This is a genomic window from Flammeovirga sp. OC4 (assembly GCF_000812565.1).
GTDB lineage: Bacteria > Bacteroidota > Bacteroidia > Cytophagales > Flammeovirgaceae > Flammeovirga.
This window is the reverse complement of sequence record NZ_JTAM01000019.1, coordinates 39,363-60,751: the sequence shown is the minus strand read 5'-3', so window position 1 is coordinate 60,751 and position 21,389 is coordinate 39,363. Positions and strand designations below refer to the sequence as shown.

The following is a 21,389-nucleotide window of genomic DNA, read 5'->3' as shown; positions in this document are numbered from 1 at the left end:
ATAACATGCAAATTAAATTAAGTGTTTGGATAAAGTATAATTCTTTGTTAAAAACTTAATTTTCATGTACTAACCAAATCATAAACACAATAAACTATGGCTATTGATCTTACTAATGATCCTTCGGTACAATCCTGGGTGAATGTTCCCGATAACTCTTCATTTCCGATTCAAAATTTACCTTTTGGAATCTTCAGTACTTCATCAAGAGATCGAAGAGCTGGAATTGCAATAGGAGAACAGATTTTGGATTTGGTGGAAGTAGCTAAGCTAGGGCATTTTTCTTTTATAAAGGAAGCAGAAGTGCTTTTCTCCCATGAAGTTTTAAATCCCTATATAAGTCTAGGAAAAGAGGTACATAAAAAAGTACGTTCTACTGTATTTGAACTCTTAAAGGAAGGAAACACTTCTTTGGAAGGGAAAAATGTATTAGTGGCTCAAAACGAAGCTTCATTGCACTTGCCTGTTCAGATTGGTGATTATACCGACTTCTATTCTTCAGAAGAACATGCGGTCAATGTAGGCACAATGTTCCGTGGGAAAGACAATGCATTAATGCCAAACTGGAAACACCTTCCGGTAGGTTATCACGGACGTTCTTCTTCTATAGTAATTTCTGGAACACCCATCATTAGACCCAACGGACAGAAAATGCCTCCGGGAGCTGAAACTCCTGTTTTTGGAAAATCCAACCGAATGGACATTGAATTGGAAATGGGTTTTGTGGTAGGAAAATCAACTGCATTAGGAGAAAGTGTACCTGTAGATAAAGCAGAGGATTATATTTTTGGTTTGATGCTTTTTAATGATTGGTCAGCCCGTGACATTCAAAAATGGGAATATGTTCCATTAGGTCCTTTCTTGGGAAAAAACTTTGGATCTACCGTTTCTCCATGGATTGTGACATTGGATGCTCTAGAGCCTTTTCGTACCAAAGGACCGGATCAGTCTCCTACGCCATTACCTTATCTTCAATCAGACAAACCTTCTACTTTTGATATTCAATTGGAAGTACATCTGAAAACAGAAAGCGGAAATGAAGCTCAAATAGCCACTTCCAATTTCAAGTATTTGTATTGGAGTATGGCACAACAACTGGCCCATCAGACAGTCAATGGTTGTAATTTGAATGTAGGTGATCTATGTGCTTCAGGTACTATCTCTGGCCCTACCAAAGATTCTTTCGGCTCATTATTGGAGCTTACTTGGAATGGAAAAGAACCTCTTCAAATTGGTGAAGAAACACGTACTTTCCTCGAAGACAATGATACCATCACCTTAAAAGGTTTTTGTGATAATGGTGAATTGAGAATAGGCTTCGGTGAAGCAGTAGGGAAAATCCTGAAATAATAATTGAATTGATGGAGAGTCAAAATAAAGTTTTTGGCTCTTCATTATTTTATCAAATGCATTAGATATTGTACTTTGCGAAAAAGTCAAATTAGTCAAATATGCTAAACAAACTCACCTTACTTCTTCTTTTTACTTTCATCTCATCACTAAGTAGCGCCTCTTCTTCAGATACCTTACAAGTGAAAGAAAATACATCTCAGTTGCAAGAGGTGATTCAAAAATTAGACGCTGAGAGCTTACAAGATTCTATTCATTTAATACAAGTTAACGATAAAAAATATACAGTAATTGAAGGTGATACCTCTTTTCAGGTTTTTCGTTTTGAGATGTATGAAATATTGGGTGTAGTGGTCATTGCCATTGCCTTAATAGGTATTGTTATTTATCTCCTTCTTTTTTGGAAAAAGAAACAACAACAGCATCAATCTAAAATAGAACTTTTATCCGAAAGAGAACTCTTGGTTGCTCAATTGATTCAATCAGGAAAAATGAATAAAGAGATTGCTGATGAGCTCAATATCTCTATCAGTACAGTAAAAACACATATCAATAATCTGTATAAAAAATTAGAATTAACCGACCGGACTCAACTCAAAAAGCTTGATTTAGATACCCTCAGAGGGGTATGAGTCTAAAATCCACCCTATTCTCCACCCCTTTTCAACCTTACATTTCATAGAGAAACATTCTTTGTCTTCTACTTTTGATTCATCACATCAAAACAAAAAAACAGATGAAGAATGTATTAAAACTCTTATGGATTTCTCTTTTATTAGAAAGTATAACACTGCAAGTTTATGCTCAAGAACAGGAGAAATGTAAACTATTTTCGGAGCAGTTAGTGACCGCTATTAATCAAAAAAATGTAGAAAATTTGACCGAATGGTTGTCGGATGATTTTACTATTTTAAATCAAAAAGGAGTGATTGCTCAGAAAGTATTGGACATGTTGATTACGCAAAGTATCAATGATACCGTTTTGAATTATTCAGAAAAGGACGCTCAAAAAAATGGAAACACATTGACCTTGAAATATGACTTTGAATACGAACAGAAAGGAAATCAAGAAATAACCATTGTGTTTGATACATCCAATAAGGTGAGCAGTTTATCACTGATCAAGGCTGAAGTAAAAGTGATGATGGCCGAAGATAAAATGCAGGTGAAAAATAATTCATCAGAAAGTTATCAACAGATTCCTTTTGAGCTTAAGAGTAACCTGATTATAGTAGATGCTATTGTGAATAATGAAAAGCAACAGTTTATTTTTGACAGTGGTTCTTCAAGGACAATATTAAACTCAGCTTATCAAAACAGTAAAGTCAATTCTGTTTCCAGTGCAAAAGGCATCAATTCTCATATCAACAATCAAGACATTATTGAGATCCCTAAAATTGAATTTGGAAAATTGTTGGTTGAAAATGAAAGAGTGTTAGTCTCGGACCTTTCTCATTTAGAAAAAGAAACAAAAACTAAAATCTATGGTATCATAGGCACTGATTTCATCAATCAGTTGGATGTGATGTATGATTATGCTCAAAAGCAATTGATGTTAATAGCTCCGGACCAATTTGAGACTCTTCAAACTACTCACTTATCAGATATGGAATTTCAAACTTTTCCTATGACCACTTTACTGGGACATTTACCAATTGTGACTTTGTCCATCAATGGGCAAAAATATAATGTTGCCATAGACAGCGGTGCAGGCGCCAATGCGTTTTCGACTTCTCTCTTTGAAGAATTGAAACCAGTTCTGAAGGGTGTCAAAACAACAGAATTACAAGGTCTATCAGGAGAAGTAAAAGAGGTGCAGAAGGGGAAAATGAAAAAGTGTATGCTTGGTGATGTCATGTATAAATCCATCCCCACTGTTTTTACAGACCTTGGGCATTTAGATGCTTTTAAAGAAGTCAATATAAGCGGTATTATCGGTTATGAAATTTTATCAAAACAGAAGTTCATTATTTCTTACCAGCGAAAAGAGATTCTTATAGAACAGCAAAATCTATAATAGTTGTTCTTTCTAAAATAAAATGTGACAGTAGCACTGAAGGTACCATTATTTTCAGTGCTCGTTTTTCATTCATAAAAAATCAAACTAACTTGAACATGATAAAACAAACATAACTACATTATAAACTAAGTTCTCTATTCTTTTTATAAAGAATTATGGTTCGCGAGGATGTTGAAATACAACGCACGCTTTGGAAGATAATTATGACTTGTCTGTAATTAGACAATCATTTAGTAGTATCTCTACCGGCCTTGAAGGGAAAAGCGTTAATAATTTCATGTATTGAGCCGTTAAAAATGATTTTGCTGTTTGAGCGCAGCGAGTTTAAAATCATTGAGGCGAAAGGAATGGAATTTAGCTTTTGACTTCTAAGCCTTGACTTTTTTGCTTCGTTTTTGTGTTAAGACAAAAATGAAGAAGAAGGAAGTTTGAAAGTAGTTCCTATAAATGCTTGTAGAAAGGCCGATTGAAAGTTGACGATAATTTAGTTTACAATGTAATTACTCTTTAGTCATTTTTTATTTTACTATGTTATGATACGTAGTTATTGGATTTTACTACTACAGACACTCTTAATCAGTACCTCTTTATTTGCTTTTGAAGTGAAGGTAAGTCAGTCAGAATTCTGTATTGATAATAAGCCTAACACTTTGATCTTCACAATTACACACAAAAGTGAGGAGGAATTTCAAATGATATCTGGGATAGAAGAATTAGGTGTATTGACAAATACAATTGAGTCTTCTGAAACAGAAACCATCTTGGTAGTCGCTATCGATAATAATGTAATTACAGCCGATTTACATCAAGCAAAAATTGAAATGTTTAACACTGTAACTTCTGATGTAGCATCAGAAATTGTGGTAATTGATGTCTTTGGTAAAGTCCAGCGTTCTGTCAACTTTAATCGTTTTTCAGACTTAGTTTACTATTGTGATTATGTTTCTATCAATTTTACTACAGAAGGAGATACGTTGACAGACGAATTAGTATTGGTGTATATCAATGATCGTTTTTACAAAGAACAGAAACTTACTGTTGAGGGGAAAGTAGGAAAACTAGAAGACTTGAGAATCGAAAGACCTATGGAAGACTCTTTGCGGATTGAGATTTTTTTGGAGTCATCAAGAGATAATCAATGCTTGAATAGAGTACAAATACAAGAAGAAGGTTTAGAGTATATTGCTCCAATTTCGCAAGGTATTATTGATGATAATTATACAGTTTCGAATTCAGCGTATGGTGTCACTACATTTTCATCCAATTCACTGAATAGTGATAGACAGCGATGGGAAGTGTATGAAGGTGGGAATTTGATTGGTGTCAATATGCTTTTTGACAATGAGGATTTTGTCTATGTTTTTCCCACTTCAAATTTTGAGAAAAATGCTGAAGCACCTTTTAAACAATATGATATTATCCTTATTGCCACTGATGCATCAGGTGCGGGTGGTTGTCTTGATGGTCTCAATAGAGACACTTTAAAAAACGTTGAGATTCCTTATTTCCCTAGAGTAAAAGTACCTACGGCGGTTTCTAAGAGAAGTAGTTTTAATGAGGATGGTAGTTATCGTTTATTGATTAGAAGTCAAGTGGAAATTACATCTTTTAAAATTGAGATTTTTGATACCTCTAATTTCCTAGTGTTTGAATCAGAGGATTACAATTTTATTTTTGGTGATGATGAAGCTTTCAGCTCTTCCCTTTACAACGCAAAGCTATTGATCCATTACTCCGATGGTTTAACTGAGCGTTTAAATACTTCTTTTATTGTCACTCCTTAAATCATCAAAACCATGCTACGTCAATTACTCTTTCTTGCTCTTTGTGGTCTATCATTCCATAGTTTTGCTCAAGATTTAATTACGGCCAATCCACTTTGGCTTCCTTCTTCTCATAACCCTGCCTTGGCGGGTTCTACAGTAAATAAAAATAATGTAGGATTTAGATATGCTTCTCAACAAGGAGGAATGGAATACATCAGTATAGGTGGAAGTTTGGGGATGTATCGAAAGTCTAAAATGAGAAATGGTTTCGGAATTGGAGCATTATTTCAACAAGTCCATATTCCGATTAAAGATGGAGATAAAGAGATCACCAACCTGAATATGCAAACCTTTAGCGTACCCCTTTCGATGACGTATAGAGATAGAGACAAAACATTTAGTTTCGGTATATCAGTAGGTGCGTTGGTTTATTCTTTTGGAGAAAGTCCAGGTTTGTATTACAGTCAGCTAGACCCGGATTCTGATTTTATTGGAGGTACTCCCTCCTATTCATTGTCCAAACGTCAAGAAGGATCTATAGATATTGGTGGTGGAATTAGTTTTTATACACACGAAAATCTATTCTTAAGTTTCTCTGCTAAACACCTTCAAAGTGTAATGGGAACGAATGGAGATCAAGTCAGTCTTTTCCAAGATCTGAAACCACGCTTTGAATTGATGGGAAGGTATATCTTTTTCAACCCAATGAATTATACGGGTATTGAAACCACTTTCGGTTATTTCAACCAAGGTGAAAACAACGAACTATATCTATCAGCAGAAGCAAGAGTATCGGTCATTAAAGTCGGTGGAGGCTGGATTCCATCCCTCAATAACTTTTCTAATTCCTCTACGGTATTTATAACTTCCTCCGTGAAAATTCCTTTCGGAGAAAAAGCTAACTATTCTAAAATAGGACGAATTAATAAAGAAAGTGATCATATAGAACTCAGAGTTTCTTATTATCCTGAAATCTCAAGTACAGCTTTCTTACAACCTTCAGTAGAGTTTACTTTATCGACAGGGTTTTCTAATGACAAGTATAAGAAACAAATGAAGCGTTTGAGTACGTTGCCGGTGTTATGATTTTTAGTTTTATTTACTTTTTGATATATAATTCTGAATTTATATTAAAATACATTAATTTTATTCCGTTTGTTAACTAAATATTAATTTTATATTTCGTTTGTTACTTTCTACCCCAAATCATTTTTTTAATAAATTAAGATAAGTGTCAAAACTACTGTTAATCAATGCAAATTCTATTCTATTCCTTGTTAAGTTGGTTAAATCATTCATGTTCCCGTTGAGATAATCGTACCTTAAAATTACCGAAGAGGCCTCTTCTTTAATCTATCTGTTCATAAGGGATGTAGTGTGAAAACTATGCCCGAGAGTATAATTGACTGTCCGTTTTTACGCTAATAATCAGACTATTAGTGGTGAGATTGTATTGTCATGCCTACTCTACAAACTATTATAAATATGATTGATATTTTAAAATTTATGGGTCCAGAAGGACTTTTTATCTCCTTTTTAGTCGTACTAATCGCTATTGTACAACTCTTCAGAGTTATTATAAGCAAACAAAACAATCTTTCTCCATTATCTCAAAGCAACCCCCTAATCAAAAAGTATGACGATGTAAACTTAGACAAGTACACTAATTTCTTTCGAATGCTTGGGTTGAGTATTGGTTTAACAATTGTCTTAGCGGCATTTGAATACCCTACTCCTAAAGATGTATTGGTCACGCTAGATAAGAAGGGTTGGTATGTCGATGACTCGGATTTGGATTCAGCTGTTGTGTTGCCTAAGCCAAAATTACCTCAGCCAAAGAAAATTCCAGTGGTCACGATCATTGAAGTTAAAGATGATAAAGAAGAAACGACCGACATTGAAATTGAATTTCCTGAGTTTACCGATCCAGATGAGATCATTGAGGAATACACTCCTATAGAAGAACCTGATGAAGTAGTCGAAAATGACGTTCACATCATTGTAGAAAAAAGTGCTTCTTTTAGAGGGGGCATGGGTAAGTTTTACAAATGGTTAGGCCGAAAAATCAAGTATCCATCACAAGCTAGACGTATGGGTGTTGAAGGAAAAGTATTTGTGGAATTTGTCATAGAAACGGATGGTTCTTTGAGTAACCTAAAAGTGGTAAGAGGTATTGGTGCAGGTTGTGATGAAGAAGCAATCCGTATTTTAAAGACTTGTCCAAAATGGACTCCTGGAGAACAAAGAGGAAGACCTGTCAGGCAAAGAATGGTATTACCGATCTCTTTTCGTCTTCAAAATTAATCTAATTTTTGAGACAGTTATGAAGCATCACTTAAAATGATTCCCTTCGCTGTCATAGAAAACTATCATAATCGTAATCAAGTGCTACTGGGACAATTAATGTTTCGGTAGCATTTTTTTATGCTTATTATTACCCTTTTTAAGTCTATAGAATTGATTATTTATCTATTTAATTCCATTTTTTACCATTATTGTCTTCTTTTTTACCTTTAATCACTAATAAATAACTAAGTCCTTTGTAGTGTTAAAAAGATAAACGCTATGAAAACATTACTCGATATTCTCTTTATTACTTTCGGCATGTTGCTTGGTTTCACGATTTATTCTCATGCACAGGTAAGGCCAATTCATGATCTTAGGTACAATGATAATTTTTCCTATTTATTGTCAGATACGGTTCAGAAAAAAGGGACTGATCATTTGAAATGGATGCCTATTTCTAAAGGTGGAAATACGAAATGGTCTTTAGGAGGAGAAGTAAGGGAATGGTATGAATACCGCAAAAATTCCAATTTCGGAGATGTACCTCCTGGTATGATTACCGATTATGATGGAAGTTTACAGCACCGTTTGATGTTGCATGCTGATCTTCAGGTCAACACAAGAATCAGAGTTTTTGGGCAACTAAACAATACTTTGGAATTGGGTAATCCCAACCCTCCCGTTCCTGAAATAATAGTAGATGGTCTTGGTTTACATCAATTCTTTCTGGACTTGAATGTTGGAAAGAAAGGGAATGAAAAAGGACGAATTATTCGTATCGGTCGACAAGAATTAGACTTTGGAAATGGTTTATTGATTTCATCAAGAGAAGGCCCTAATAATAGACAGGCTTTTGATGGTATTTCCTATATCGCAAAAAATAAAAATATAGATCTGCATGCTTTATTTGCGACACCTGTCATCATTCATCCAGAAGTATTTGACAATTCACATATTAATGAATTTATATGGGGAGCCTATGCTAGTTTTAGGAAACTAAAGCCACTCAAATTAGATTTATATTATTTTGGATTTTACTCTGAAAGAAGACAATTCAATTACGTTTCAGGAAAACAAAATAGACATACTATTGGAGGACGACTGTGGCAAAGAGGTAGAAGACTTTGGGTAGATACGGATATGATGTATCAAACAGGAACGTTCAATGATTTAATGGTTCATGCTTTCAATGCAACAGCAGAAGTTCATTATTTCTTTCCAGATGTCTTTTTAAAACCAATGATTGGCTTGGGAGCAAGTTACGTTTCGGGTGATTATGATCCGAATGATAAGCAGTTGAACACTTTCGACCCTATGTACCCAAAGCCCGTTTATGGACTAGCAATGGCTCAAGGGCCAAGTAATATTACGCATATCAAACCTACTTTTGGTCTGCAACCTTTAGAACGTTTATACATTAATTTCAGCTGGTATTATTTAGCAAGAACAAGTAATAAGGATGGATCTTACGCACCGAGTATGGTACAAGTACGTCCCTCTTCTGAAACTCAAAGTGATCAATATGGTGTAGGGATTCAGTATGGATTAGATATTTTTTATATCATCAATCAACACTTCACATTAATGTCTTTTAATTCTTATGTGACTCCCGGTAGTTATGTAAAAGAAACTGGAATGGGTAAACCTATTACTTTTTCAGCAGTTGCATTACAATATAAATTTTAATTTTTAATACAAAAATTAAGAATAGAATGATTAGATTAGAGGTTTGAAAAATGTACTAAAAACTAACTTAAAGTTTAATCATGCTATTTTTACAAGCAAACTATATTCGTTCTCTAAGTAAGAAGGATATTAGAAACTACTATTTAACAATTGTAGTTTCAATGATAGTCTTAGGATTATTATCCGGCCTAACAGCAAAATTGTTTGGAGGAGACCTTTCTTCAGTGCAATTATATACTAAAAGTGGATTAAGTAAAAAGCAATTTATATTCTTTGCTGTGATCTATGCCCCTATTGTAGAGGAACTTGCCTTTCGGTATTTTTTGAATTATAAAGTAGAGTCCTCTAGAATATCTTTTTCATTGATGTTTGGCTATTGCTGTATTACTCTGTTTTCTTTCTTTTCCATGGGTATCTATAAGTATTTTTTTGTACTCCTTTTTTCTGGTCTATTTTATATGTTTTATTCGAAAAAAATAGATGAAGAATTTGTTGAAAAATGGAAAGGTATTTACATCTACCTTTCGGTTTTTTTCTTTGGTTTTAGTCATATTATGAACTTTGATTTTGACTTAATTACGGTAGCACATATTCCTTATATTTTTATTTATGGACTAGTTCTTTCTATATATGGATATACTTTTACTGTGATCAGAATTAGAAAAGGCATGAAGTATAGTATGCTCGTCCATGCTCTAAAAAATTATTATTCATCAGTATCACTGCTTTTATTTTTATAAGATAAATACATTATAAACATTCAAAAATGTAGTTTACACTGTAATAAATACGTTGATAATCAGTTGTGTATTATGTTAAGCGACTATAAGAGTAACGTTTAAAAATATTAACTAATATCTATAAGGAAGGTAAAGTTGAATTGGTCATATTGTAAAGAACAAGGCAGAGTTATATGTTTAATTCAAGCCAAAAACTTTAAAACCATTAAGGGTATTTTCATACTCTTGCTTTTTTAAACTTTATTCATCAACCATTTTTTAACGTAATGAAAAAACTATTTGCAAGCTTCATTTTAATGAGTGCTATTGTGTCATGCTCAGATAAAATTGAAAGTAATCTAGTGACAGCTGACAACTCGGGTTTCTACCAATGGAAAACAGAATTTAAAGCAGAGGTCACTGAAGGTGAAGAAACCAAAAATCTTTCAACAGGAATTATTCCAACCACCGAACTAAATATTTCATCAAATGGAGACGCAGAGCTGAAATTTTATGAGTATCAACTTTTAAGAAATGATGATGGTTCTCTTATCGTTGAGAATGATCTCATTCAATATGACCTTTTTGTAGCTGAAACAAGAACAGGTACAATGGTTCAATCTTTACTAGGAGAGTTTTCTGTGAACTACACTACTTCATGCGAAGCAGGAAAAGACACCGTGGATACTCCTAACATTAAGACCTATTTTGTGAGAGACTTTGGTACTGCCAAAATGGAAGGTGGTTTTACTAAGCTTACATGTTCAGATGAAATTCCAAAATAAGAATTAGGACAAAAAATAACTGAACGATTTAAGCCAATGGCCTTTTTACTGACAGAAGCAGGTAGAAAGGCCATTGGTGCTTATGTTTCTTGTTGTAATGTTTATTTCTCCCCTACTTCTCATTCTAAAAGATATTATTCTCATTTTGGGGTATATTTTCTCAACTTCATTCTTTATTTTTTTTATGTAAAAATCCCCCTCTCAAAACATTGATTTATTACCATAACCTCATCAAGTTATTCATTATCATGCATTCAGAATGAAATGAATACTTATGAAACGAAGAGAATTTTTAAACGTTGGTAGCAAAGCAGCACTTATGCTTTTGGCTTCCAATGATATCTTAGCGAACTCCAACCTACTTAAAAAACTAAATGGAGACTTTTTATTTGTGGAAGCAGAACAGTTTTCAGATTTAGGAGGATGGGAAGTTGACCAGCAGTCCATGGATCAAATGGGCTCCTCTTATCTTCTTGCTCATGGTTTAGGCATCCCCGTAAAAGATGCCAATACTGAAGTTAGCTTTCCTAAAAAAGGAAGTTACAGAGTATGGGTGAGAACCAGAGATTGGGTGGCTCCGTGGAAAGTGGAAGGTGCACCTGGAAAATTTCAATTACTAATCAATGATCGACCGGTCAAGGAGACTTTTGGAACTAAAGGAGCAGAGTGGCATTGGCATGATGGCGGTGTAGTGGAGGTTGCTAAAAATACAAAATTGACATTGCACGATTTGACAGGGTTTGAAGGAAGATGTGACGCTATTCTATTCTGTAAAGACAAAGACTTTGTTCCCGTTGATGACGTGAAAGCGTTGACTAAATTCAGAAGAAAGCTACAAGGTTTTTCGGACAAACCTGAAAATGGAGGAGCTTTTGACTTGGTCGTTTCAGGAGGTGGTTTTGCAGGGACAAGTGCGGCAATATCAGCAGCTCGTAAAGGTTTAAAAGTAGCACTGATACAAGATCGACCTGTTTTAGGTGGAAATGGAAGTTCTGAAGTGCGCGTATGGCCTGAGGGACATACCTTACAACAACCTTATCCGCATGTAGGAGAAATTGTAGAAGAGATCTCTCCTGATAAAATAGACAGAGGAAGGTACGGTACTAGAAATGCTCGATTGGGAGTAGCTTATAATGATCAGCGTAAAACGGAGGTGATCAATAAAGAATCTAATATCACACTGTTTTTAGAAGAAAGAGTGATTGATGTAGAACATAAAAATCAATCTATCCATGCAGTGATCACTCAGCATACGAAGACAGGTGTGCAGACAAAAATCAAAGGACAATTTTTCGCGGATTGTACAGGAGATGCCACTGTAGGATTTATGGCGGGTGCTGAATATAAAATGTCAGCTTCTACGTTTATGGGCTCTTCGAATATGTGGAGCGTGTTGGATGCAGCCAATAAAGAAGAGGTACTGAAATGTGAATGTAAAGATAAATCAGCTTTAACGATCTCATGCGATATTGGAGAAGTAGAACAACCTTTTCCTAGATGTCCCTGGGCATTAGACCTCTCTGATAAACCATTCCCCGGTAGATCCAATTACAAAGGTCAGTGGGGTGCAAAAGATCCATTAGGTAACCTTGGTGGGTGGTTTTGGGAAAGTGGATTTGATAAAAATCCAATCACTGATGTAGAAAAAATCCGTGATCTCAATTTCAGAGCAATGTACGGTGCTTGGGATGCCTTGAAAAATGTAGATAAACTTTATCCTAATCACCGTCTGGGCTGGTCTGCATTTATTTCAGGAAAAAGAGAATCAAGACGATTAATGGGAGATATCAAGCTTACTGCAGATCATTTTAGAGATAAAGTAGAATTTGAGGATGGAGCTTACCCTTGTTCTTGGGGAATAGATGTACATAGTGCTCATGAAGAATTTGATAAAGGATTGGAAGGAGAAGAGTTTATTTCTTTTGCAACAACGGGAAAAGGCTATGATTACGAAGGTCCTTATTGGGCACCTTATCGAACTTTATACAGTAAAAATATTCAGAACCTATTTATGGCAGGGCGTAACATCAGTGTAAGTAGAGATGGTTTGGGTCCGGTGAGAGTCATGAAAACGTGTGGTATGATGGGCGAGATTGTCGGCTTAGCGGCTTCTATCTGTATTAAAGAAAAAGTGACACCTAGAGGGGTATATCAACAGCATTTGGATCAATTGAAAAAACTTATGCAACAACCATCAACTCAACGCTCTTAAATTCTATCATGTTATGTATAAACTATCAAAGTTAGTATTGAAGGTGATTACAGCCTCTTTGATTTTCATTCTTTTCTTACAATTTAAACCCAAGAAGAACCCGTCCAACTACCAACTGAAACTAGGTGAAGTAGCGACAGTTTCTAAGTTTGAAGATAAAACATGGAGTCATTGGGGAGGATCTATTGTAAAAGACAAAGAAGGTACTTATCATCTTTTTTATTCTCGTTGGAAAAAAGAACTAGGTTGGGCTTGGGTGACACACTCAGAAATTGCTCATGCAGTCTCTGATACTCCTTATGGTCCTTTTGAATTTAAAGATGTGACACTAGGTGTAAGAGGTGAAAACTATTGGGATGGGTTATGTACTCACAACCCTACCGTACATGAATTTAATGGAAAGTATTATCTCTATTATATGGGAAATACCGGAGATGGGAAAGTGATGGGTACTCCAGAAAAAATAGTCTTGAATCCGATACATCGAAACAATCAGAGAATTGGAGTGGCAGTCGCTGACCATCCGAATGGACCTTGGATGCGATTGGATGCACCATTAATTGATATTTCTCCCAATGACCAAGCCTTAGATGCATTAATGGTGAGTAACCCCACGATCACTCAAAATGATAAGGGTGAATTTTTAATGGTTTACAAAGCGGTAGGCAAAAAAAGAAAAGGCATTTGGGGCGGTCCGGTAGTACATTGTGTGGCTACTGCTGATTCACCTGTTGGTCCTTTCAAGAAACACCCCTCTCCCATTTTTCAAGCGGAAGGTTATGATTTCCCTGCCGAAGATCCTTTTATTTGGTTTCAAGAAGGACATTATTATGCCATCGTAAAAGACATGCATGGTGCTTTTACAAAACATGGCAGATCATTGGTGCTTTTTCATTCTTATGATGGATTGGATTGGAAGCTATCAGACCATCCTTTGGTGAGTACTTTAGAAATCAAATGGGAAAATGGACAAACTCAATCTGTATCTCATTTAGAGCGCCCTCAGTTATTTTTAGAAAATGGAAAACCGACGGTATTATCATGTGCAGCGGATATTGAGGATGAAAACGGTGTGCTCCAATCTTTCAATGTTCAGATACCTGTAACGTCTTTTGAGGAAATGTAAGGTGAATTCATTTTATGGTGCGATGAACTTTGATGGTTTAGAAATCAATCCTTTTGAATAACTTGTCAATAATTTTTAGGATTGAATATCTATATATGCATCACCAAAATATCTCCTATCATCAAAATAAAAAACTGGGTAAAGGATTGCCTTTTGCCATTGTGCCCTCTTCTATTCTCTTGGAAGGAACAGATATTTTTGCTCCTTCCAAGAGAGATTTTCATGTATTATTTTGGTTTAAAAAAGGCACAGGTACGTACTATATCGATTTCCAAGAATACACCTTTCAACCCAATACTTTGATGTTATTATCTAAAGATCAAATCAGTTATTTTGATACTTTGGACCCTGAACAAGTAGAAATACAAAGTATTGTTTTTACCCCTGAGTTCTTGTATCGTAATGATCACGATCTTCAACATATGTTTCAATTTTCATTGGCTTCACATATTGAAGGAATGCAATATTTATCACTTTCAGAAAAGGATAGCACATTTTTCAATCTACTAAGCGAGCATATGTTTGAGGTGTATGATCATTGGAAATCACCTCAACAGGAACATGCTTTTTACCATTGGATCAGCTTATTTTTGATTCAAGTAGAAAGAATCCAAAAACAACATCAAGCTATAGAAAAGTTTTCCTCATCGGATCAATTAAACCTAAAGTTTCAGCAACTACTGGAACAAAATTTCAAGAAAGAATATAAGGTGGAATTTTACTTAAAGGCTTTAGGAATCAATATCAAAGCACTAAGCAAAATACTGAAAGAGAAATATGATTTATCACCCAAAGCAGTGATTGATGAAAGAAGAATTCTTGAAATGAAACGCTTATTGAAAGGTACATCAATTCCCATCAAAGAAATAGCCTATGATATGGGTTTTGATGAACCCACCAACATGGTGAAGTATTTTAAGAAAAGAACTTCTTTGACACCCAATACATTTCGTAAGGAATAGAGAAACGCTGTTGAATACATTTTAATCGTACTTATAGCTTTTAGAAATCATGAGATTTCTGATGATTTGTAGGACACGAATGACGCTTACGCTTAACATTCGCGCCAATGGATTTTCTACCCAATTAGTTTGGTAGTACTACCTTCGGCCTTGAAGGGAAAAGCGTTAATAATTTCATGGAATGAGCCGTTAAAAATGATTTTTTGTTTGAGCAAAGCGAGTTTAAAATCATTGAGGCGATTGGAGTGAAATTTAGCTTTTGACTTCTAAGCCTAGATTTTTTGCTTCGTTTTTCATCAATGGAAAAATGAAGAAGAAGGAAGTTTGAAAGTAGATCATAGCAAACTTGCAGAAATATCAATTGATACTCTATAAAGTTATTAATCCCTCATCACTAGCTCATACTTTTCTTTAATAAACTGACGAGACTGATGGGTGGCCACCTCATTTTCTAACGCTTTTTGATAATATTCCGCAGCCTTTTTACTTTGATGCGCCTTGATATAATAGTCCCCTATGATTTCATAAACATTATACCCCTTGGGATTGAGAGCTATAAACGCATCAATAGCCTTTTGCGAAATAGGTGGAAGCTGACTGTTCCAATTCCTAAATTGTAAAGACATTCCTTTGAATTGCTTATAGTTGTGATAGTTTTCCCAATGATCAGGTCCTGCTTCTGAAATTTGTTTCGCATTAGAAGCGAGTGTTGTAGGAGGTGGATAGTTTTGTGAATTCGAGAAAACAGAATCCAGATTATAACATATAAACTCCTCCATACCGTGGTGACTTGTTGAAAGCCACATTTCTCTAGTTTCTGGTTTGAAAATAATGGAATGATGTAGATGTAAAGAGTTGATGCTTTTGGCATTTCCTAAACCGATCGGTTGATCTTCAAAACCATCTGTATCACGCAAAATAGAGGCAATATCTTCTACTGTAAATTCATTTTTCTGATTGATAAGTTCTTGAATTCGAATAGCTCTATAATAGGAGGCATAAGAAGGATCATAAGCCATAGGTTTTCTTAGTTCATCAGTTTGTAAATGAGAAGTACAAACCAGTTCGTTATTTCTCATTTTAATAGAATCAATACCATGGGGTGTTTTCTCTATAATGATTGCTGTATTATCAAAAGCAGAAGAGACCAAGATCGATTCATTGACATAAGCTTCTTTGGTATGTGCAATATTGAAGGCTTCCTCTACCGTTTGAGCATACTGTAAAATTTCTCTTGCAATTAATGACATGGGCATCGTAGCAGCAAATGGAATTTGTGACTCAGCGGTATTGATGGTGACAGTAAGTCCCGTTTCATTCATGCCAGATACGGCACCTATAAACCCTGCCCAGCTGACAGAGGCAAACTTATAACCTTCAATAGGTTTTACGAAATGTACAATTTTATCAGTACGGTGCTGATCATGTAAAAAGAAGTCAAAATTTCTTCCCACTAATACATCATGATCTTTTGTTTTTGCACCATTAATTGCAAATGCTGAATTTACTTTCACATCCATTTTTTCAAAAGCATGCTGCGTATCATAAATACCATGATAATTAAGTATTCTCTGATAAGGAGAGCCAAGAATATTAAACTTAGGATTCATGTGGTAGGAGATACCGTACATTTCTTCACAGTATTCAGGTAAGATGCGGTTGTCCATGTGTCTGTTGTAATAAGCACTTAAAAAACGGGCTAAGTTGGGACGTTTTCCTGGAGCATGCTCTACCATTCTGTAAGCAAAAATAGCTTCCTGTTCCTGTAAAAAACTTTTACTTAAAGCACCGGTACTATAACCAATCTCAAAAGGAGTTCCCTCTGTATAAAGTTCCCATATTTTATCTTGCTTTTTAATGATAAAGTTGCTCTTGAGGCTATAGCGATTGTGACCAAGTGTATCTACTTGTTCGTGAATAATCGATGTATCATGAATTGTAGGTGTAGGAATAAATACCCAGGATTGCATCCATGTGATGCCAATCAATAACAATAGGAAAAGGATAAAACTGAGTTTTCTAGCTAAAGAATTCATAGTAAGTGATAAGAAGTATAGAAAAGTAGGGGTAAAGAAATGGTTTAAAATTCTGTTTCAACCTTAAAACAAAATTTTTGATGAAAAAGTTACATGACTTTTTTGATCTTTTTTTTCTAAATGTGAAGGGGCTCACACTTCGTGGAAAAAAAGAAAGGTAAAATTGTAAAACAAATAACGAAAAGGCTTTGAATAAAACGCTCAAAACAAGTCTTTTTAAGCTTCTAAACTCATTTAGTAGCACACTCTATACTATAAAATTTAACCTATCAACAAAATGAAAAACTCAATTTTAGCTTGTACTTTATTGTCAGCTTTAGCATTTACAAGTTGTACTGATGACGATAACAATAACACTCCAACAGTATTACCAGAAACAACTTTTACCGTTACAATCGAAAACGCATTTCAAGCAAAAGACTTCTTTGCACAAGGGGCCACAGATGGGCTAATTACTCCAGGAAATTCTCAAGATTTTAGTTTTAATGCAGGTAAAGGACATTATTTAAGCTTTGCGACAATGTTTGTACAATCTAATGACCTCTTTTATGCACCCATGGAAGGAGGAATCGCATTGTATGATGATGATGGAAACGCTTTAACCGGAGATATTACTTCTCATTTCTATTTATGGGATGCTGGTACTGAAGTGAATGAAGAACCGGGCGTCGGTACAAATCAAGCACCTCGTCAATCAGGACCAGATACGGGTACTGCTGAAAATGGTGTGGTGAAATTAATCTCAGAAGTGAATGATGGTTACACTTACCCTGCAAAGGATGATGTGATCAATGTAAGTATAAAGCATGATGGAGGAACGATGTTTACAGTAACTGTTTCTAATGTTTCTGCTAATGCTTCAGTTCCTACACCTTTCGCTCCTGGCAACTGGGTGGTACATTCAAAAGGACAATATCCATTATTCCAAAAAGATCAAGCGGCATCAGAAGGCTTAGAAGATTTGGCCGAAGATGGAGGTACAGATGTATTATCAACAGCATTTGCTTCTATGACAGGGTTAGTGTCCCCATTTGCTCCAGGAGCATATTCAGTAGGTAATGCAAATACAATTTTCACATTGGGTGCCGCACCTACTTCTGAATTCGAGATGTTGACAGAAGATGGTAATCCATCAGGTTTTACAAACCACTTCAATACACCTGAAGGTGCAAGTGCTCCTGCTCCAATTTTCCCTGGTGAAAAATATTCATTCACGTTCACTGCAATGGACGGAGATATGTTGTCAATGGCTACTATGCTAGTACAATCCAATGACTGGGTATTAGGTTTTGATAATATTAAGCTCTTTAACAATGGTTCTCCAATCAGTGGTGATATTTCAAACCAATTGATTTTAATTGATGGAGGATCTGAAGTAGATGAATACGCAGGTGCAGGTCCATACCAAGCACCACGTCAACCAGGACCGAATTCAGGGATGGCAGAAGATGGAACTATTGAGGTAGAAGGTTCACCTAGTTCAAATTTACTCGCTAACTCTGAAATGTTAAGAGTAACAATTACTTCTTCACAGCAATAAAAAGTGATCAATTATATAAGAGTGGAGAAAAGGATCGAGATGTAATAGTCTATCTAATTCTTCACTCCTACTTTAAAAATTACAACTCATTCCCAATTACTACTGTTTCCTGTTACTTATTTTATTAACCCATTCAACCGTTATTAAAGGATAAACCAACAGTTCATACACTGTATATATTAGCAATGACGATTATTGCTAAATTGATTGAATAGAGAGATAATTAAACCTTTTACTTTTAGTGGAAGGTTTTTGCTTTTGGGAAATAGAGTAAGGACTATTGTTCCGCTTTCAGTAAGGTAAGTACGCTGTAAACTAAATTTTCGAATATTTATGGCATTTAGAAATCAGGAGATTTCTAATGATCTGAAGGACACGAATGACGCTATCGCTTAACATTCGCGCCAGTGGTCTTTCTACTCAATTCGTTAGGTAGTACTTCCTTCGGCATTGAAGGGAAAAGCGTTAAGAATTTCATGAATTGAGCCGTTAAGAATGATTTTCTTGTTTGAGCATCTCAAAACGATGAAGTTTTGATCGAGTTAGCCATTCAATAGGCGAGAGGAATGAAATTTAGCTTTTGACTTCTAAGCCTAGATTTTTTGCTTCGTTTTTCATCAATGGAAAAATGAAGAAGAAGGAAGCTTGAAAGTAGGACATAAAAGCCTGCAGAATAATTGATTATTAGTTTACGGTAATTTAATTTACAATGTAGACTTACTAAAAATTTACCAGTAGAATGAATAAGAATCTTTTTTAGGTTGAGTACTTATTTAAATTAAAATTTTATGTTTGTGATACGTTTTAGTACTCCAACATTAATTCATTTTATCTCATTAAATAGAGTAGAAAATTGCATTCATTTCACTTTTATAATGTAGTACTAAGCCCAAAGTCAAACCATAATAAATGACACTAAATAATATACATGAATAAAACTCTAATGATTATTTGGCTTAAAAGATTTTTTCTAACACTACTTCTGAGTGTGTTCTGCTTCTTAGGATATTATCATGAAGAAACAATTTATGGTATCAGGCAGGGATTAGGACAGATTGATATTATAACGAATGCCAAACCCATTGAGGTATTTTTGAAGGATACTTCTTTTACAGATCAGCAAAAAGAAAAAATAAGACTAATTCAGGAAATAAGACAGTTTACAGTAGACTCATTGGGATTGAACCCTTCTGAAAGTTATACCAAACTTTATGACCAAAAAGGAAAACCAATTCTTTGGACGATTACTGCTTGTAAACCCTTTGAATTAAAAGCTAAAAAATGGTCCTTCCCTATTTTCGGAGCCTTCTCTTATAAAGGCTTCTTTGATGAAAAATTAGCAACTCAAGCCAAAGAAGAATTAAAAAATGAAGGTTGGGATGCAGAAGTGGGAAGAGTGTCTGCATGGTCAACGTTGGGGATTCTCAATGATCCTATTCTTTCTGGTATGCTTGAAAGAAATGAAGGCAGTTTAACCCAATTAATCATTCATGAACTTACACATGGAACACTCTATGTAAAAAGCAGTGTATCGTATAATGAAAACTTAGCGGATTTTGTGGGTGACGAAGGAGCGAAAAAATTCTTGGTATATAAATTTGGTCAACATTCCTTGGAGTATGTGAAGTACATGGCTCGAAAAAAAGATCGAAAGACATTTTCAGAATACATTCTTCAAGGAACAAAAGAGCTAGATACGCTTTATAATTCTTTTACGGAAGCAATGAGTGTAGAAGAAAAGACCCGTTTAAAAGATCAAAAAATAAAAAAAATCACAGAGGGTATCCAAGATCTATCTTTTGCCAATAGCGGTTATTGCAGATACTTTGAAGACTTTACTCCCAACAATACTTTCTTTATGAGTTATAAACGCTACAGAGGACAACAAAATGACTTCAAAGAGGAGTTTGAAAACGACTTCAATAGCGATTTTCATGCTTATATGGATTATCTAAAAGAAACTTATAAACCACTTTTCTAAACAAAATCAAAAAAAGACAGTTTTTAGAGTTATATTTTTATAATTGAAAATCAGTAAGTTATAATTTTAATTAAAAAAATATCTCATAATTTGTTTGAACAAATATTGCCGGTACATATATTTACATCAACAATAAAACAGAAAACAAGAGTTGTTCACAACATACTCAATAAAACATTTAAAATCTTAACTTTTATATCATGAAAAGCATTACTTTAACACTAGTAGCAGTTTTATTCTCTTTAGTTTCATTTGGCCAAAAAATCTCTGCTGACAACTCAAAAGTAGAATGGGTAGGTCACAAAGTAGTAGGTTCAACTCACACAGGTACAGTAGCTGTAAAAGGTGGTGAATTGAAAATCAAAAAAGGTGCATTGAAAGGTGGTGAGATCGAAATCGATTTGACTTCTTTAAGCTCTACAGATTTAGAAGGTGAGTGGAAGCAAAAACTAGATGGTCACTTAAAATCTGGAGATTTCTTCGATGTTGAAAAATATCCTACTGCAAAATTCGTTTTAAAATCAGCAACTAAAGACGGTGATAAATTAAAATTAACTGGTGATATGACTATCAAAGGAGTATCTCAAGAAGTTGCTTTTGATGCGTCGTTAAAAGAAGAAGGTAAAAAGTACGTATTAGAGGGTGCAATCGAAATCGACAGAACTAAGTTCGGTTTAAAATATGGTTCTGATTCATTCTTTGATAACTTAGGTGACAAAGCGATCTCTAACAACTTTGACATCAGCTTCAAAGTAACTACGCTATAAGCTATTGTACAATAGCTAAAAAAATTGATTTAGAAGAACTAAGATTGGAAAGCAAAACGGCATTAGTTTTTCTCTTAGTTGACTAAATATACAGGGAGTCGAGTATTGATACTTGACTCCCTTTTATTTTGTAAAAGGCCGGTGCTGATTAAC

16 protein-coding genes are annotated in these 21,389 nt (G+C 34.8%); 15 read left to right on the top strand and 1 reads right to left on the bottom strand.

The window, feature by feature from the left end; genetic code table 11:
- Window positions 1-96: 96 nt before the first annotated feature.
- The 12 genes from fahA to PL77_RS13470 all read left to right on the top strand — a co-directional run bounded on the left by fahA (window position 97) and on the right by PL77_RS13470 (window position 14,912).
- Complete coding sequence (gene fahA / locus PL77_RS13525) at window positions 97-1,350, top strand: fumarylacetoacetase (RefSeq protein WP_044206121.1); 1,254 nt, start codon at window positions 97-99, stop codon at window positions 1,348-1,350.
- A gap of 101 nt (window positions 1,351-1,451) precedes the next feature.
- Window positions 1,452-1,982 (top strand): helix-turn-helix transcriptional regulator, encoded by a 531-nt coding sequence (locus tag PL77_RS32515; RefSeq protein ID WP_044206119.1) that lies wholly within the window; start codon window positions 1,452-1,454, stop codon window positions 1,980-1,982.
- 104 nt (window positions 1,983-2,086) lie between these two features.
- On the top strand, window positions 2,087-3,367 hold the full coding sequence (locus tag PL77_RS13515; RefSeq protein ID WP_044206117.1) for a retroviral-like aspartic protease family protein: 1,281 nt from the start codon (window positions 2,087-2,089) through the stop codon (window positions 3,365-3,367).
- 536 nt (window positions 3,368-3,903) lie between these two features.
- Window positions 3,904-5,154 carry a hypothetical protein gene (locus PL77_RS13510; protein WP_044206115.1) on the top strand — a complete coding sequence of 417 codons (1,251 nt, stop codon included), beginning with the start codon at window positions 3,904-3,906 and terminating at the stop codon, window positions 5,152-5,154.
- Between the two features lie 12 nt (window positions 5,155-5,166).
- On the top strand, window positions 5,167-6,222 hold the full coding sequence (locus PL77_RS13505) for a hypothetical protein (protein ID WP_044206113.1): 1,056 nt from the start codon (window positions 5,167-5,169) through the stop codon (window positions 6,220-6,222).
- A gap of 399 nt (window positions 6,223-6,621) precedes the next feature.
- Window positions 6,622-7,440, top strand: a complete 819-nt coding sequence (locus PL77_RS13500; RefSeq protein ID WP_044206111.1) for an energy transducer TonB — start codon at window positions 6,622-6,624, stop codon at window positions 7,438-7,440.
- 261 nt (window positions 7,441-7,701) lie between these two features.
- The gene (locus PL77_RS13495) at window positions 7,702-9,108 is read left to right on the top strand and encodes an alginate export family protein (protein ID WP_082026527.1); all 1,407 of its coding nucleotides are present in this window, start codon (window positions 7,702-7,704) and stop codon (window positions 9,106-9,108) included.
- 80 nt (window positions 9,109-9,188) lie between these two features.
- Entirely contained in the window at window positions 9,189-9,848 is a 660-nt protein-coding gene (locus PL77_RS13490) for a CPBP family glutamic-type intramembrane protease (protein ID WP_044206108.1), read from the top strand.
- A 266-nt stretch (window positions 9,849-10,114) separates the two neighbouring features.
- Window positions 10,115-10,612 carry a hypothetical protein gene (locus PL77_RS13485; protein WP_044206106.1) on the top strand — a complete coding sequence of 166 codons (498 nt, stop codon included), beginning with the start codon at window positions 10,115-10,117 and terminating at the stop codon, window positions 10,610-10,612.
- 274 nt (window positions 10,613-10,886) lie between these two features.
- Window positions 10,887-12,824: an FAD-dependent oxidoreductase gene (locus PL77_RS13480; RefSeq protein WP_052444393.1), complete on the top strand. Its 1,938-nt coding sequence runs from the start codon at window positions 10,887-10,889 to the stop codon at window positions 12,822-12,824.
- Between the two features lie 13 nt (window positions 12,825-12,837).
- Complete coding sequence (locus PL77_RS13475) at window positions 12,838-13,950, top strand: glycoside hydrolase family protein (RefSeq protein WP_044206104.1); 1,113 nt, start codon at window positions 12,838-12,840, stop codon at window positions 13,948-13,950.
- Between the two features lie 95 nt (window positions 13,951-14,045).
- The gene (locus PL77_RS13470; protein ID WP_044206102.1) at window positions 14,046-14,912 is read left to right on the top strand and encodes an AraC family transcriptional regulator; all 867 of its coding nucleotides are present in this window, start codon (window positions 14,046-14,048) and stop codon (window positions 14,910-14,912) included.
- A gap of 380 nt (window positions 14,913-15,292) precedes the next feature.
- On the opposite strand, the gene PL77_RS13465 is transcribed toward PL77_RS13470, so the two are convergent.
- Complete coding sequence (locus PL77_RS13465; protein ID WP_044206100.1) at window positions 15,293-16,948, bottom strand: C45 family peptidase; 1,656 nt, start codon at window positions 16,946-16,948, stop codon at window positions 15,293-15,295.
- Between the two features lie 277 nt (window positions 16,949-17,225).
- Here PL77_RS13465 and PL77_RS13460 point away from each other — a divergent pair, with 277 nt between their 5' ends.
- The 3 genes from PL77_RS13460 to PL77_RS13450 all read left to right on the top strand — a co-directional run bounded on the left by PL77_RS13460 (window position 17,226) and on the right by PL77_RS13450 (window position 21,236).
- Complete coding sequence (locus PL77_RS13460) at window positions 17,226-18,488, top strand: spondin domain-containing protein (protein ID WP_044206099.1); 1,263 nt, start codon at window positions 17,226-17,228, stop codon at window positions 18,486-18,488.
- Window positions 18,489-19,416: 928 nt separating this feature from the next.
- Window positions 19,417-20,469, top strand: a complete 1,053-nt coding sequence (locus tag PL77_RS13455; protein ID WP_044206097.1) for an aminopeptidase — start codon at window positions 19,417-19,419, stop codon at window positions 20,467-20,469.
- A gap of 200 nt (window positions 20,470-20,669) precedes the next feature.
- Complete coding sequence (locus PL77_RS13450; RefSeq protein WP_044206095.1) at window positions 20,670-21,236, top strand: YceI family protein; 567 nt, start codon at window positions 20,670-20,672, stop codon at window positions 21,234-21,236.
- Window positions 21,237-21,389 lie beyond the last annotated feature (153 nt).

What these genes read in the sequence shown, in the direction of transcription:
- PL77_RS13490 (WP_044206108.1), top strand. Translation starts at nt 9,189, where the DNA reads ATGCTATTTTTACAAGCAAACTATATTCGTTCTCTAAGTAAGAAGGAT.
- PL77_RS32515 (WP_044206119.1), top strand. Translation starts at nt 1,452, where the DNA reads ATGCTAAACAAACTCACCTTACTTCTTCTTTTTACTTTCATCTCATCA.
- PL77_RS13465 (WP_044206100.1), bottom strand. Translation starts at nt 16,948, where the DNA reads ATGAATTCTTTAGCTAGAAAACTCAGTTTTATCCTTTTCCTATTGTTA.
- fahA (WP_044206121.1), top strand. Translation starts at nt 97, where the DNA reads ATGGCTATTGATCTTACTAATGATCCTTCGGTACAATCCTGGGTGAAT.
- PL77_RS13500 (WP_044206111.1), top strand. Translation starts at nt 6,622, where the DNA reads ATGATTGATATTTTAAAATTTATGGGTCCAGAAGGACTTTTTATCTCC.
- PL77_RS13455 (WP_044206097.1), top strand. Translation starts at nt 19,417, where the DNA reads ATGAATAAAACTCTAATGATTATTTGGCTTAAAAGATTTTTTCTAACA.
- PL77_RS13450 (WP_044206095.1), top strand. Translation starts at nt 20,670, where the DNA reads ATGAAAAGCATTACTTTAACACTAGTAGCAGTTTTATTCTCTTTAGTT.
- PL77_RS13480 (WP_052444393.1), top strand. Translation starts at nt 10,887, where the DNA reads ATGAAACGAAGAGAATTTTTAAACGTTGGTAGCAAAGCAGCACTTATG.
- PL77_RS13485 (WP_044206106.1), top strand. Translation starts at nt 10,115, where the DNA reads ATGAAAAAACTATTTGCAAGCTTCATTTTAATGAGTGCTATTGTGTCA.
- PL77_RS13495 (WP_082026527.1), top strand. Translation starts at nt 7,702, where the DNA reads ATGAAAACATTACTCGATATTCTCTTTATTACTTTCGGCATGTTGCTT.
- PL77_RS13515 (WP_044206117.1), top strand. Translation starts at nt 2,087, where the DNA reads ATGAAGAATGTATTAAAACTCTTATGGATTTCTCTTTTATTAGAAAGT.
- PL77_RS13505 (WP_044206113.1), top strand. Translation starts at nt 5,167, where the DNA reads ATGCTACGTCAATTACTCTTTCTTGCTCTTTGTGGTCTATCATTCCAT.
- PL77_RS13470 (WP_044206102.1), top strand. Translation starts at nt 14,046, where the DNA reads ATGCATCACCAAAATATCTCCTATCATCAAAATAAAAAACTGGGTAAA.
- PL77_RS13510 (WP_044206115.1), top strand. Translation starts at nt 3,904, where the DNA reads ATGATACGTAGTTATTGGATTTTACTACTACAGACACTCTTAATCAGT.
- PL77_RS13475 (WP_044206104.1), top strand. Translation starts at nt 12,838, where the DNA reads ATGTATAAACTATCAAAGTTAGTATTGAAGGTGATTACAGCCTCTTTG.
- PL77_RS13460 (WP_044206099.1), top strand. Translation starts at nt 17,226, where the DNA reads ATGAAAAACTCAATTTTAGCTTGTACTTTATTGTCAGCTTTAGCATTT.